General features: G+C 63.0%; 10 protein-coding genes. 4 read left to right on the top strand and 6 right to left on the bottom strand.

What is annotated here, in order from left to right; all coding sequences use genetic code 11:
- Positions 1-66 precede the first annotated feature (66 nt).
- From G505_RS0109680 to G505_RS0109690, 3 genes are read left to right on the top strand one after another with little or no spacing between them, the layout of a single operon-like run.
- On the top strand, positions 67-1,695 hold the full coding sequence (locus G505_RS0109680; protein WP_028109372.1) for an efflux RND transporter periplasmic adaptor subunit: 1,629 nt from the start codon (positions 67-69) through the stop codon (positions 1,693-1,695).
- Between the two features lie 8 nt (positions 1,696-1,703).
- Complete coding sequence (locus G505_RS0109685; protein WP_028109373.1) at positions 1,704-4,844, top strand: efflux RND transporter permease subunit; 3,141 nt, start codon at positions 1,704-1,706, stop codon at positions 4,842-4,844.
- Entirely contained in the window at positions 4,841-5,233 is a 393-nt protein-coding gene (locus tag G505_RS0109690) for a MerR family transcriptional regulator (RefSeq protein ID WP_028109374.1), read from the top strand. Before G505_RS0109685 ends, G505_RS0109690 begins: the two co-directional genes overlap by 4 nt.
- Before the next feature lie 157 nt (positions 5,234-5,390).
- Here the strand turns inward: G505_RS0109690 and G505_RS0109695 are convergent, their stop codons facing one another.
- A complete protein-coding gene (locus G505_RS0109695; protein WP_028109375.1) occupies positions 5,391-5,816 on the bottom strand; it encodes a DUF2057 family protein in 426 nt (141 codons plus the stop codon).
- Positions 5,817-5,870: 54 nt separating this feature from the next.
- On the bottom strand, positions 5,871-6,197 hold the full coding sequence (locus G505_RS0109700; protein ID WP_157509155.1) for a hypothetical protein: 327 nt from the start codon (positions 6,195-6,197) through the stop codon (positions 5,871-5,873).
- A 150-nt stretch (positions 6,198-6,347) separates the two neighbouring features.
- On the opposite strand from G505_RS0109700, the gene G505_RS0109705 reads away from it, so the two are divergent.
- Complete coding sequence (locus G505_RS0109705) at positions 6,348-7,535, top strand: adenosylhomocysteinase (protein WP_028109377.1); 1,188 nt, start codon at positions 6,348-6,350, stop codon at positions 7,533-7,535.
- Here the strand turns inward: G505_RS0109705 and G505_RS21195 are convergent.
- The 4 genes from G505_RS21195 to plsB are packed head-to-tail and all read right to left on the bottom strand — an operon-like array spanning position 7,494 to position 12,802.
- The gene (locus G505_RS21195; protein ID WP_051216042.1) at positions 7,494-8,396 is read right to left on the bottom strand and encodes a LysR family transcriptional regulator; all 903 of its coding nucleotides are present in this window, start codon (positions 8,394-8,396) and stop codon (positions 7,494-7,496) included. The genes G505_RS0109705 and G505_RS21195 overlap by 42 nt on opposite strands.
- Positions 8,380-9,123 carry a tRNA-uridine aminocarboxypropyltransferase gene (locus G505_RS0109715; RefSeq protein ID WP_028109378.1) on the bottom strand — a complete coding sequence of 248 codons (744 nt, stop codon included), beginning with the start codon at positions 9,121-9,123 and terminating at the stop codon, positions 8,380-8,382. The genes G505_RS21195 and G505_RS0109715 overlap by 17 nt, the downstream gene beginning before the upstream one ends.
- A gap of 2 nt (positions 9,124-9,125) precedes the next feature.
- On the bottom strand, positions 9,126-10,361 hold the full coding sequence (locus G505_RS0109720; RefSeq protein ID WP_028109379.1) for an aromatic amino acid transporter: 1,236 nt from the start codon (positions 10,359-10,361) through the stop codon (positions 9,126-9,128).
- Between the two features lie 56 nt (positions 10,362-10,417).
- On the bottom strand, positions 10,418-12,802 hold the full coding sequence (plsB, locus tag G505_RS0109725) for a glycerol-3-phosphate 1-O-acyltransferase PlsB (RefSeq protein ID WP_035385267.1): 2,385 nt from the start codon (positions 12,800-12,802) through the stop codon (positions 10,418-10,420).
- Positions 12,803-12,938: the final 136 nt, after the last annotated feature.

Genomic DNA, 12,938 nt, shown 5'->3' on the forward strand with positions numbered 1-12,938 from the left:
CCAACCGACTATAAAGAGGTTTCCGGGCTATCCCCGCGATAGAGCCGGATTCGAGGAGAAGCCAAGATGTTTGGTGACAACTTTTCCGCCCGTTGGCTGCTGGCTTTGATGCTGGTTTTGCCGATGTTGGCCATGCCACTCCATGCCCAGCAGGCCAGTGAGCCCGCCCATAACCACGCTGAACAGGCCGAACCCTATGCCTGTCCCATGCACCTGGACCAGACCGGTCATGAAGGTGACCGTTGCCCCGAGTGCAAGATGTTTCTGACCCCGGTGGATGCGCCCTACGCCTGCCCCATGCATCCGCAGCAGACCGGCGCCATCGGCGACCGCTGTGCCATCTGCAACATGTATCTGACCCCGGAGGAGGAGGAGGAGGAAGCGGTCCAGCCCTATGCCTGCCCGATGCACCCGGAGCAGACGGGAGGGGAGGGGGATCGCTGCCCCATCTGCAATATGTTCCTGCAGCCGGTAGAGGGCGACTCTCATGAGGGGCACGACCACGCTGCCATGGAGATGCCCATGTCGTCGCCGGTGGCCAAGCAAAGCCCCCTGTCGTCCAACGGCGGAGGGGTGAAGTATGTCTGCCCCATGCACCCCCATATCGTCTCTGATGACCCCGGTTCCTGCCCCATCTGTGGCATGGACCTGGAGAAGGTGGAGCTGGGTGCCAGCACCGAAGAGGTGGTGGTGGGGGTGCCCGGGGGCATGCAACAGGCCCTGGGTATGCGGGTGGAAGCCGTGGAGCAGGGCACCCTGTGGCGCTACATCAATACCATAGGCACGGTGGAGTACGACCAGGATGCCCTCAGCCACATCCATGCCCGGGTGTCCGGCTGGATCGAAAAGCTGGGGGTTGCCTCCGTCGGTGACCAGGTGAAGCAGGGCGACCTGCTGTTTGAGCTGTACAGCCCGGAGCTGATCAACGCCCAGGACGATTACCTGCTGGCCATGAGCAGCCTTAAAAGTGACACCATCCGCGGCCCTGAGCTGATGCGCAAGGCCAGGCTGCGGCTGGAGCTGCTGGGAATGGACACCCGTCTGATTCAGCGGCTGGAACGTACCGGCAAGAGCCTGTACCGGGTGCCCTTCTACGCTCAGCAGGATGGCTACATCAGCCAGCTGAATGTCCGCGACGGCATGTACATCCAGCCTGCTACTGAGGTGATGAAGCTGGTGAATCTGGACAACGTCTGGGTGATTGCCGAGGTGTTTGAGAACCAGCAGGGCTGGTTCAAGGTGGGCCAGGATGCGGCGGTAACCGCTTCCGCCCTGGGGCTGTTCGAGTTGGAGGGGCAGATCGATTACATCTATCCCGAGCTGGACCCGGTGACCCGGGCGATGCAGGTTCGGGTCAGCCTGGCGAATCCGGACGGCAAGCTGCGCCCCGGCTCCCTGGTGGACGTGGAGCTCTATGGCACCGCCAAGCGTGGCCTGACCCTGGTGCCCACCGAGGCACTGATCCAGACCGGCCGCAGCAACCGGGTGGTGGTGCAGAGATCCGAGACCGAATTTGTGGTCAAGGAGGTGACTCTGGGGATGATCGCCCGGGGCAAGGCGGAGATCCTCTCCGGCATCGAGCCCGGTGAGCGGGTGGTGGTGTCCGGCCAGTTCCTGCTGGATTCCGAGGCCAGCCTCAAGGGCAGCCTGATGCGGATGACCAGTGGCAGCGCCCACAGCGGCCACAGCCACTAGGAGGCCCCATGCTGGAAAAAATCATTGAAGCCTCTATCCGTCAGCGGGTGATGGTGCTGGTGGTGATGGCGGTGATCGCCCTGGTGGGCTGGCAGGCGCTGCGCACCACCCCCCTGGACGCCTTGCCGGATCTGTCCGATGTTCAGGTGATCGTCAAGACTCCCTATCCCGGGCAGGCGCCGCAACTGGTGGAGGAGCAGGTGACCTATCCTCTCTCCTCGGCGATGCTGGCGGTGCCCGGCGCCAAGACGGTGCGCGGTTACTCCTTCTTCGGCGATTCCTACGTCTACGTGATCTTCGAGGATGGGACCGACATCTACTGGGCCCGCTCGCGGGTGCTGGAGTACTTGTCTCAGGTGCAGGGACAACTGCCTGCCGCCGCCCGGCCCGAGCTGGGCCCGGATGCCTCCGGGGTGGGCTGGGTGTTTGAATACGCTCTGGTGGATCGCAGTGGTAAGCACGATCTGGCCCAGCTTCGCAGCCTGCAGGACTGGTACCTGAAGCTGGAGTTGCAGAGTGTGGCCGGGGTTTCCGAGGTGGCCACCATCGGCGGCATGGAGCAGAGTTATCAAGTGGTGGTGGATCCCCACAAGCTGGCTTTGTACAAGCTGGACATCGGCCGGGTGAAGATGGCCATCGACCGGGCCAACGCCGAGGTGGGCGGGTCTGTGGTGGAGATGGCCGAAGCGGAGTACATGATCCGTTCCAAGGGTTACCGTCAGAGCCTGGCGGATTTCGCCGAGATCCCCCTGGGTGTGGTGTCCGACGCCGGCAACCCGGTGTTGCTCAAGGATGTGGCCACCCTGCGCCTGGGGCCGGCGTCACGCCGTGGCATGGCGGAGCTCGATGGTGAAGGCGAAGTGGTGGGCGGCATCATCGTCATGCGCTACGGTGAAAACGCCCTGGCCACCATCGACGCGGTCAAGGCCAAGCTGGCCACCCTCAAGGGGGGGCTGCCGGAAGGGGTGGAGGTGGTGACCACCTACGACCGTTCCCAGCTGATCCTCAATTCGGTGGATAACCTGAAAGGCAAGGTGATCGAGGAGATGGCGGTGGTGGGCCTGGTGTGCCTGCTGTTCCTGCTGCACGCCCGATCCACTCTGGTGGCGGTGATCACCCTGCCCCTCTCTATCCTGGTGAGCTTTATCGTCATGGGCTGGATGGGGGTCAACGCCAACATCATGAGCCTGGGGGGAATCGCCATCGCCATTGGTGCCGTGGTGGATGCCGCCATCGTGATGGTGGAGAACGCCCACAAGCACCTGGAGCATTTCCGGGCCGATACCGGGCGTGAGCCTCTGGAGCAGGAGCGTTGGCAACTGATGAAGGAGGCCTCGGTGGAGGTGGGGCCGGCGCTGTTCTTCAGTCTGCTGATCATCACCCTGAGCTTTATGCCGGTGTTTGTGCTGGAGGCCCAGGAGGGACGGCTGTTCCACCCCCTGGCCTACACCAAGACCTTCGCCATGGCTGCATCGGCGCTGCTGGCGATCACCCTGATTCCGGTCCTGATGGGCTACTTCATTCGCGGTCGTATTCCCGATGAGCGTAAGAACCCCATCAGCCGGTTGCTGATCGCCCTCTATCGCCCGTCACTGGGGCTGGTGTTGCGCTTTCCCCGGATCACCCTGGTCCTGGCCATCGTCGCCCTGGCGAGCGCCTGGTATCCCACCAGCCGCCTGGGGTCGGAGTTCATGCCGGAGCTGGAGGAGGGGGATCTGCTGTATATGCCCACTACCTTGCCTGGGGTCAGTGCCGGCAAGGCGGCGGAGGTGCTGCAGCAAACCGACCGGCTGATCAAGACCATTCCCGAGGTTAAGAGGGTGTTCGGCAAGGTGGGTCGGGCGGAAACCGCCACGGATCCCGCGCCGCTGACCATGCTGGAGACCACCATCATGCTCAACCCCAGGGAGACCTGGCGGGAAGGGATGACCCTGGAGGGGATCATCGACGATCTGCAGCGCACTGTGAAGGTGCCCGGGGTGACCAACGCCTGGGTGCAGCCGATCAAGACCCGCATCGACATGCTCTCCACCGGCATCAAGACCCCCATCGGCATCAAGATCTCCGGTGCGGACGTGGACGAGCTGCAGCGCATCGGTGGCGAGGTGGAAGCGATCCTGTCGCCGCTGTCCGGTACCGTTTCCGCCTTCGCCGAGCGGGTGGGAGGCGGCCGCTATATCGACATCGAACCCAAGCTGGCGGTGGCGGCTCGCTACGGCCTCAGCCTGGACGATGTGCAGAATGTGGTGCGTCTGGCCATTGGTGGCATGCAGATCGGAGAGTCGGTGCAGGGGGCGGAGCGCTACCCGATCAACCTGCGCTACCCCAGGGAACTGCGGGACGACATCGATAAGCTCAGGGCCTTGCCCGTCGTGACCGCCAAGGGGCATTACATCCCCCTGTCCAACATCGCCGACATCAGCATCAGCGACGGGGCGCCGATGCTCAAGAGTGAAAATGGCCGTCTCATCTCCTGGGTGTTTGTGGACATCAAGGGGATCTCCATCGGTGAGTACATCGATCATGCCCGCCAGGCCCTGGACAGTCAGCTTAAGCTGCCGCCTCGCTACAGCGTCAGCTTCGCGGGCCAGTACGAGTACATGCAGCGGGTGGAGGCCAAGATGGTTCAGGTGATCCCCATGACCCTGGCGGTGATCTTCCTGCTGCTGATGCTTACCTTCGGCTCCACCCTGCAGGCGGGGATCATCATGCTCAGCCTGCCTTTCGCCCTGGTGGGTTCCGCCTGGCTGCTCTATCTGCTGGAGTACAACCTGTCGGTGGCCGTGGCCGTGGGGATGATCGCCCTGGCCGGGGTGGCGGCGGAGTTCGGCGTGGTGATGCAGGTGTACCTGAACAACGCCATCAAGGCCAGACGCAAGTCTGGTGACTATTCGTCGGTGTCTGATCTGCGTGAGGCGCTGATGGAGGGGGCGGTGATGCGCATCCGACCCAAGGCGATGACGGTGGCGACCATCTTCTTCGGCCTGCTGCCCATCATGTGGGGGGCCGGCTCCGGCAACGACGTGATGCAGAAGATCGCCGCTCCCATGGTGGGCGGTATGGTGACCGCACCGCTGCTGTCACTGTTTGTGATACCTGCGCTTTACCTGCTGATCTACGGGAGGGAGCTGAAAGAGGAGGCATCATGAAGATAGGCGAGGTGGCCCGGGAGACCGGGCTCAGTGTCAAGACACTGCGCTATTACCATGATATTGGACTTGTGCAGGCCCCCCGGGGGGAGAACGGCTATCGCGCCTATGGCAGATCGCAGCTGGCTCAGTTGCAGTTTGTGGCCAGGTGTCGATCCCTGGGGTTCTCACTGGATCAGTGCGCCACCCTGTTGGCACTGAACGCGAATGAGCAGCGCAGTGCGGGGCAGGTCAGGGCTCTGGCCAACGAACAACTGGGCCAGGTGCGTGACAAACTGGCCCAGCTTCAGTCACTGGAGCGGCGTTTGAACGGCCTGGTCGGAGACTGTCCTGGAGGGGCAGCCCCTCAGTGCAGCATCCTGGATTCACTAAATGGGTCAGGGCATTAGCTCTGCCAATAGACCAAAGAGGCGCCTGGCGCCTCTTTTTTTATGGTTTCCTGGGGGCTGGTACGCTGCGACGCCTTGGGTGGTATGGGGAAAGGGGGCGGAATTTTAACGGTTGGGGGCCAGACAAAAAAAAGGCGGCCGAAGCCGCCAAGGTTGGTCAGAAACGGGCGTTTGCTCTGGCCATCAGGGCCATGAGCTGGCTCTGGGTCAGCAGTTGGCTCTCCACCGCCCCGGTGTCGTTACGCAGGCTGGCGTATGGCTGGCGGGCAAACTGGCGCACTTCGGTTTCACTGCGCAGGTCTGGCAGCTGCAGCCTGTAGGTTTGATCGTCCTTGGCCTCGAAACTCAGGTAGAGGGGCTCAGAGCTGACGTACTCGTGGTCTTCCGCGTTGAGCTGCAGCAGTTCGGCATAACGCAGTTCCAGAATCTGCAGGCCCGGCTGCAGAGGCAGGGCGCTGCGGTAGCTGGGGACCGCTTCACCATTGACCTTGTTGGCCCAGATGGAGGAGGGCAGTTCCAGGGTGGCGGCCTGGGTCAGGGGGGACGCCAGGGTGAGCAGGGTTGCGGAAATCAGGGTTTTCATAAGGTGGTTCTCCATAAAGATTCGTTCACTATTGGGTTGGTGGGGTACGAACCGTCAGGAGATGGGAGGGCGCAAGGGCCTGCCGCAGGGAGCGGGGTAGGCTGCCGGCATCCGGAAGGGGGGCGGAACGCTTCCCGGCAAGGGCAGCTGCGGCATCTCCATGGGAAGCAGAGTGGCCGCAGTGACCCACACACAACCGGATTGACACTGCTGGCACAGTGGTGCATCGGCGTGATGCATCGCCAGCTCGCAGGTCAGCGTTGTGCTGACAGGCATCCGGTGGATGGGTTGGGCTTGGGCTGGCTGGGCCAGGCTGACCATCAGGAGCATCATCAGCAAGGGGAGCCAGAACCCGTATTGACGGGAAGCGTTCCTAATCATGTGGCCAGGGTAAAGCCTCCCCTGACAGGAGGGTCAAGCTCCGGGTTAGCCAGCTGCCAAATTCACTGAACACTGCATTCACTCCTGTTGGTTTTTCCCCCTGGCGCTGGCGCCCACAATGGCGCTGACCTAAACGCAAGGAGACACACCATGACCGAGTTACTGCAATCTGGCCGCAACCGCATCAAATGGGCTCGGGCCCATATGCCCATCGTGCGTGCCCTGGGGGAGGAGTTTGCCCGCAGCCGCCCCTTCGAGGGCCTGACGCTGGGGATCTGCCTGCACGTTGAGGCCAAGACCGGAGTCTGGTTGGAGACGCTGACCAAGGGGGGCGCCCGGGTGGTGATCACCGGCAGTCCCGGCACCACTCAGGATGATACCGCCGAGGCGATCCGACAGGATTACGGGGTGCAGGTTCTGGGGCACAGGAGTGAGAGCTTCGAGGATCACATCGAGCAGTGTCGTCAGGTACTGCGGGCCGAGCCGCAGATCCTGTCGGACAACGGCGCCGATCTTCACAGCCTGTTGTTCAGCGAAGCGGAGTTTGCCCCTCTGCGTGGCACCCTGCTGGGGGCCACCGAGGAGACCACCACCGGGGCCAACCGTTTGCGCCAGCTGGCGCCGGACCAGGGCTTCCCGACCCTGGTGATCAACGACACCCAGGCCAAGCGCATCGTCGAGAACCGTTACGGTGTCGGCAGCTCCGTGGTGGATGGCATCATGCGCGCCACCAACGTGATGCTTCATGGCAAGCGGGCGGTGGTGATCGGCTATGGCTACTGTGGCAGCGGTGTGGCGATGCGTCTTCGGGGCATGGGCGCCCATGTCACCGTGGTGGAACAGGATCCCCTTATCCGCCTCGAAGCCCATATGGAGGGGTTCCCCACAAACGACCTGGAGCCGGCCCTGGCACAGGCAGAGCTGGTGGTGACGGTGACTGGCTGCGACGGGGTGTTGACCCGGGATCATTTTCCCCTGCTCAGACATGGGGCGATCCTGGCCAACGCCGGCCACTTCGCCCGGGAGATGGAGCTCGATTCTCTGCGGGCCGAATCGGAGAGCGTTACCCGCATCCGTGAACAGGTGGAGGCGTTTCGCTACAAGGGCAAAACCCTCTACCTGCTCAGTGGCGGCAATCTGGTGAACCTGGCGGCTGGGGACGGCAATCCGGTGGAGATCATGGACCTGGGGCTGGCGATGCAGGCCCTGAGTCTGGCGGCGGTGGCGCGCCCCGGCCAAGCGTACCCCAATGAGCCACAGCCGGTGCCCCGACCCATCGAGATGCAGGTGGCCAGGCTAGCGGTGGATCACTGGATCCGCAAAGGTGCTCCCCAGTAGTTCCAGCAGTCGCTCCAGCCTGGGAGGCTTGTTCTCCCGGGCGGGGTAGACCACAGACAGGGGAACCGGGTGCAGCCACTGATCCATCTGCGCCTGTAGGGTGCCCTGGTTCAACTCGCTGCGGCAGAGAAACTCCAGGGCGGTGGTGATGCCGACGCCGCTGCGGGCCAGACGCAGGGCCATGGCTTCACTGTCGGTCTCCACCACGAACTGGGGTTTGACCAGCACCGGCTGACCGGATTCGTCGATAAAGTCCCAGTTGCGGCCGGTGAGGCAGTGGCGATAGTGGATGCAGCGGTGTCCCGCCAACTGTTCTATGGTGGTGGGCACCCCGGCCTGGCGCCAGTAGTCCGGGCTGGCCACCAGTTTGGTGTCCAGCTGGCACAGGGGGCGGCACACCATGGAGCTGTCCTCCAGACGACCGATCTGCAGCGCCAGATCGATACCCCGACCCACCAGGTCCTCCACCGACTCGCCAATCAGCACCTCCAGCCTGACGCTGGGGTGCTTCAACAGCATCTGCGCCAGGCAGTGGTGCAGGGGTTCGGCGTCCAATACCGCCGGCACCTGAATTCTCAGAGAGCCCCGAATCTCCGTGGCCTGGTCGGCCATCTGCTGATCGGTGCGCTCCGCGTCGTTGAGCAACGGGGTGATCTGCTCCAGCAGCCGCTGTCCCTCATCGGTGAGGGACAGGCGCCGGGTGGTGCGATGCAGCAGGCGAACGCCGTAGTGTTCCTCCAGTTGGCGCACATGGCCGGAGATCAGGGCGCGGGAGAGATCCAGTGCCTCGGCGGCCGCGGCGAAGCTGCCCCGTTCCGCCACGGTGCGAAAGGTGAGCCATTGATCAAAGCGGTGTCGCATCCCGTTGCTCCTTCTGTTGGCAGGCGGCCAGGCGGTCAAACGCCTCCCCCTCTGTGGGCACCGGCAGCTGGTGTTTACCTGCGTAGTAGCGGCGGGAGAACACCTGGAAGAAGGCGTCCATCACCTCGGCGGCGTGGGGTTCCCCTGCCAGCTCCAGCACCATGGCGGCTACCTCGGCGGTGGCCAGCTGATGATCGTGAACCGCTTCCCTGAGTTTGTAGTTGCTCAATCGCGCCGGATTGATGCTCAGTACCGGCATCTGCCTCAGGTAGGGGCTCTTAAAGTAGATTTTACGCGCCTGGGCCCAGGTGGCGTCCAGCAGGACAAACAGCGGCCGCTTGCCGGGTGGGCAGGGCTGCGGGGCTTCCACCACCTGTTGGTCTTCCACATAGGCATCGGGAAACACCAGGTAGGGTTGCCAGCCGGGGTCGGCCAAATAGGCCAGCAGCCGGGGATCCGGTTCGGTGCGATCCCAGGCGAAGGCGGCGGTGTCCGGTAGGATCTCGGCGATGAGCCGACCGGTATTGGTGGGCTTCATCGGCTCCTTGCGGTGCATGATCAGGCAGAACGCCGGGGTCACCTGCTGAGGCAGACGGCAATCGCAGACGCAATGGCTCTGGGCAATCTGACAGCGGGGACAGCGCACCATGGTGGCGCCCCGGGATTGATAGGGCTTGCTGGACTCGGTCACCAGCCTGCTCCGCAAGGTGAGTACCGCGTTCTCCATCATCACTGTCCGAATACCGGCAATAGTTGCAGTTTACCGGCAATTTCACACAGGGCCACCGTCAGGCCAAATGCCACCACCAGCCAGATGGCACCTTGGCCACCCGGGGCGCGGTAGTCGCCGCTGGGGTGGCGGCGGCGTACGGCACGGGCCATCAGTGCCGGCACAATGGCGGCCCACAGGGTGGCGGCCAGCCCGGCAAAGCCGATGGCGTAAATAAAGCCATGGGGCCAGGCCAGAGCCAGCAGCAGCGGTGGCAGGAAGGTGATGGCGGCGGTCTTGCTGCGTCCGGAGACCGAGTTGTCGAAGCCAAACAGGTCGGCGATAAAGTCAAACAGGCCCAGGGTCACCCCCAGGAAGGAGCTGGCCACCGCCAGATTGGCGAACAGCGAGAGCATGGTGCCCAGGTTGCCGCCGTCGTTGTGCTCCAGGGCCGCCACCAGGTCGCCCATGTTGCCCCCGGCCTGGATCACCGGCAGCATCTGCTGCTGGCTGAGGTTGCCAAAGGTCAGGGTCAACCAAAGCAGGTAGATGGTGAAGGCCAGGCCGGTACCCAACAGCAGGGCCAGGGCGATGCGCCTGGGCTGTTTGCCGTAGTACTTCACCAGGCTGGGCACGTTTCCATGGTAGCCGAAGGAGGCCAGCATAAAGGGCAGCGCCGCCAGGCCGAAGATGGCGTAGCTTTTGCCCTCTTCCGGAGCGGGGAACAGCTTGGCGGCCTCGATGCCCGGAGCCAGATCCAGGGTGGAGGCGGCGAAGGTGATCAGCATGGCGCCGATCATGATGGTGCTGAGACGATCCACCGCCGCAGCCCCCAGCCAGACGATGATTGCCAGTACCCCGGCGAAGCACAGGGCTGCCGGCTTGGCGCCCAGTTCCAGTCCCAAGGAAGCGGAGAGTCCGTGACTGACGATGGAACTGCCGCCACTGATGTAGGCGTAGGTCAGGATGTAGAGTACGAAGGCGATGGAGACGCCGTTGGCCACCCGCCACGGGCGTCCCAGGGTTTCGCCCACCATGGAGTCGAAGCTGGCCCCGACGGGGAAATGCAGGTTGGTCTCCAGCACAAACAGGCCGGAAAGCAGCATGCACAGCCAGGCGAAGGCCAGCATCGCCAGGCTGTAGCCGTACCACATGCCGGCGCCGGTGACCGGAAGGGAAAACATGCCGGCCCCGACGGTGGTGGCGGCGATGATCATGGCCCCGCCAAGGAGGCCGGGGGAGGAGCGGTGTGTCATTGGGTATTCCAAACTCAAAAAGGGCCCCGAAGGGCCCTTGGACAGTAAAGCCGTGGTCAGCCTGCCTGGCTGATGGAGGCGCGCATGCTGACCGGCAGCTGGGTCAGCACCAGCTGGGCCAGTTCCTTGATCAGGTCGGTGTCCGGCTGGTCGCCGATGCAGCCCATCTCCTTCAGTCTCAGGGTCAGGGTGTTGAACACCTTCTTGTCGAAGAACTCCGGCGCACTGGTGCCGTGGAGCTTGCACAGGCGCTCGGCCAGCTTGGTGGCCTCCTTCTCCAGAGAACCACGCTCGATGTTAGGCTCGGTCTGCAGCCGGGCCAGCAGAATGGCGTATCGCTGCAGGGTCTCCTGGCTGATGGCCGCCAGCTGCATCAGGCTGTTGCGATGGCTTTCCACTATGGTCAGCTGGCCATGGTCATCCTCAAGCAGGTGACCATGGTTGATCAGCTCGTTGATCAGGGCGTGCAGATACTCATCCAGCTCGCCATCCAGGCCCATAAACAGCTCGGCCTGCAGCAAGGGATAGAGTTTGTGGGCGTCGTTGATCAGCTGCTTGCGGCTGGGTTTGGCGCTTTTTACCACCAGTGAGGCCAGCAGACTGGGCAAGATCATCAGATGCAGGATGTTGTTGCGGTAGTAGGTCATGGTGACCGCCTGGTGGTCGGCGATGCTGACGATTTCACCCAGATCATCCTGGCTCAGCTGAAACTTCTCCAGATCCAAGACGGTTTGCAGTACGTCCTTGCCATTCCCCTCGGTCAGGGTGGTGTAGGGGGTGTAGGGCACCGCCTGCAGCAATTTCAGGTAGAAATCCAGTTGCTGCTCCAGGGTGGCCCTTGGCATGGCGTGCTGAGGCGTCGCCAGCAGGGTGGTGGCGGTCAGGGTCACCGAGCTGACGGCGGCGGCGTCGTTGATGTTGCACATCAGCTGATTGGCCAGCTCGTTCACCGCCGGGGTCAGCCACGGCTGTCGCTGCTCTGGATCATCCTGGGTGTCCTCGCGCCAGTTGGGCACCTTGTCGTTGAGGAACTGGTGCACAGTGATGGGCTGGCCAAAGTTGACGTAGCCTTCACCATAATTGCGCAGCTTCTTGATGGCGGACAGCACCTGACCCATTCCCTCTTTCTCTTTCTTCTTACCTTTCAGCTCCTTGTGATAGGTGGACACCTCCATCACATGGTCATAACCAAGGTAGATGGGCACCAGGGTCACCGGCCGTTCGATGCCGCGCAGCACCGTCTGGATGGTCATGGCGATCATCCCGGTCTTGGGTGGCAGCAGGCGACCGGTGCGGGAGCGGCCCCCTTCGCAGAAGTACTCGATGGAGTAGCCCCGGGCGAACAGTTGGTGCAGGTACTCACGGAAGACGTCGGCGTACAGCTTGTTGCCTCGGAAGGAGCGGCGGATAAAGAAGGCACCGCCCTGGCGGAAGATGGGGCCGGCGGGCCAGAAGTTCAGGTTCACCCCGGCGGCGATGTGCGGTGGCACCATCCCCTGCTGGTAGATGATGTAGGAGAGCAGCAGGTAGTCCATGTGGCTGCGGTGGCAGGGCACGAACACGATCTCGTGACCATCCTGAGACAACTGACGCACCTGCTCGGCACCGCGGACGTTGATGCCATTGTAGATCTTGTTCCACAACCAGGAGAGGATGCGCTCGCCAATGCGAATCAGGTTGCTGGAGTAGTCGGCGGCGATCTCCTCCAGATATTCTGTGGCCTTTTCACGGGCTTTCTCTTCGCTGATCCCTTTGCTCCTGGCTTCGTCGGCCACCGCTTGCTGCAGTCCTTTCGAAGCCAGCAGGCTGGCAAACAGGGCTTGACGGTCCGGCAGACGCGGGCCGGTGGCCACGGTGCGCTGACGACCGAAATGCACCCGGGCAACCCGGGCCAGCTTCTGGGCAATGCCCTCGTCGGTGCCGTGATTGTCGGCCATGTAGCGCAGGGACACAGGTCGGGAGAAGCGGATAAAGCTATCCCGGCCCAGCATCATCAGAATGAAGAACTTGCGCAGCCAGGTGGGGTGCTCGCGGTTCAGCAGGGTGGCGGAGACACTCTCCTCCTTGCCTGGATCTCTGCCCCAGAACAGGGAGACCGGCACCACCTGGGCGTCCAGGTCGTCGTGGGTGCGGTGCAAGCCCAGCAGTTTCTCGAAGCGGGCCATAAAGTCCGCTTTCTTGCGCTTGCCAAACAGGGGCGTTGCCCCATTGAGCCACACCACCCGGCTGACCTTCTCCCCTTTCACTTCCAGAGGCTCCAGGGGGCTGGGCAGGCCGCAGTTCAGGGCGGCTTCATGAAGGGCCAGCAGGTCGGAGTGAGATTCGTGCGCCATCACGTACACCAGGGGCCGCTTGGGATCGATATCCAGCTCGGAGATGGGGTCCTCGGGCACCAGGCGGGTGGTCACTACCGGCTTTTGCAGCCAGCGGGCACCCTGCATCCAGGGTGAAAGGTAGTTTTGATTCACCGTTGAGTTCGCTTCTTGTTCTTCAATTGACGTAGATTCTACACCGAAAGCGCCCGATGCGGCAGTGGCTCAGAGAGTCCGTTGTCTCAAACTGTTCTGAGACTTCTGT

Origin of the sequence: Ferrimonas futtsuensis DSM 18154, assembly GCF_000422645.1 — a bacterium.
In the GTDB taxonomy this organism is placed as follows: Bacteria; Pseudomonadota; Gammaproteobacteria; order Enterobacterales; family Shewanellaceae; genus Ferrimonas; species Ferrimonas futtsuensis.

Coding starts and splice junctions, on each gene's coding strand:
- G505_RS0109705 (WP_028109377.1), top strand. CDS start 6,348: ATGACCGAGTTACTGCAATCTGGCCGCAACCGCATCAAATGGGCTCGG.
- G505_RS0109700 (WP_157509155.1), bottom strand. CDS start 6,197: ATGATTAGGAACGCTTCCCGTCAATACGGGTTCTGGCTCCCCTTGCTG.
- G505_RS0109720 (WP_028109379.1), bottom strand. CDS start 10,361: ATGACACACCGCTCCTCCCCCGGCCTCCTTGGCGGGGCCATGATCATC.
- G505_RS0109690 (WP_028109374.1), top strand. CDS start 4,841: ATGAAGATAGGCGAGGTGGCCCGGGAGACCGGGCTCAGTGTCAAGACA.
- plsB (WP_035385267.1), bottom strand. CDS start 12,802: ATGCAGGGTGCCCGCTGGCTGCAAAAGCCGGTAGTGACCACCCGCCTG.
- G505_RS0109715 (WP_028109378.1), bottom strand. CDS start 9,123: ATGGAGAACGCGGTACTCACCTTGCGGAGCAGGCTGGTGACCGAGTCC.
- G505_RS0109680 (WP_028109372.1), top strand. CDS start 67: ATGTTTGGTGACAACTTTTCCGCCCGTTGGCTGCTGGCTTTGATGCTG.
- G505_RS0109685 (WP_028109373.1), top strand. CDS start 1,704: ATGCTGGAAAAAATCATTGAAGCCTCTATCCGTCAGCGGGTGATGGTG.
- G505_RS21195 (WP_051216042.1), bottom strand. CDS start 8,396: ATGCGACACCGCTTTGATCAATGGCTCACCTTTCGCACCGTGGCGGAA.
- G505_RS0109695 (WP_028109375.1), bottom strand. CDS start 5,816: ATGAAAACCCTGATTTCCGCAACCCTGCTCACCCTGGCGTCCCCCCTG.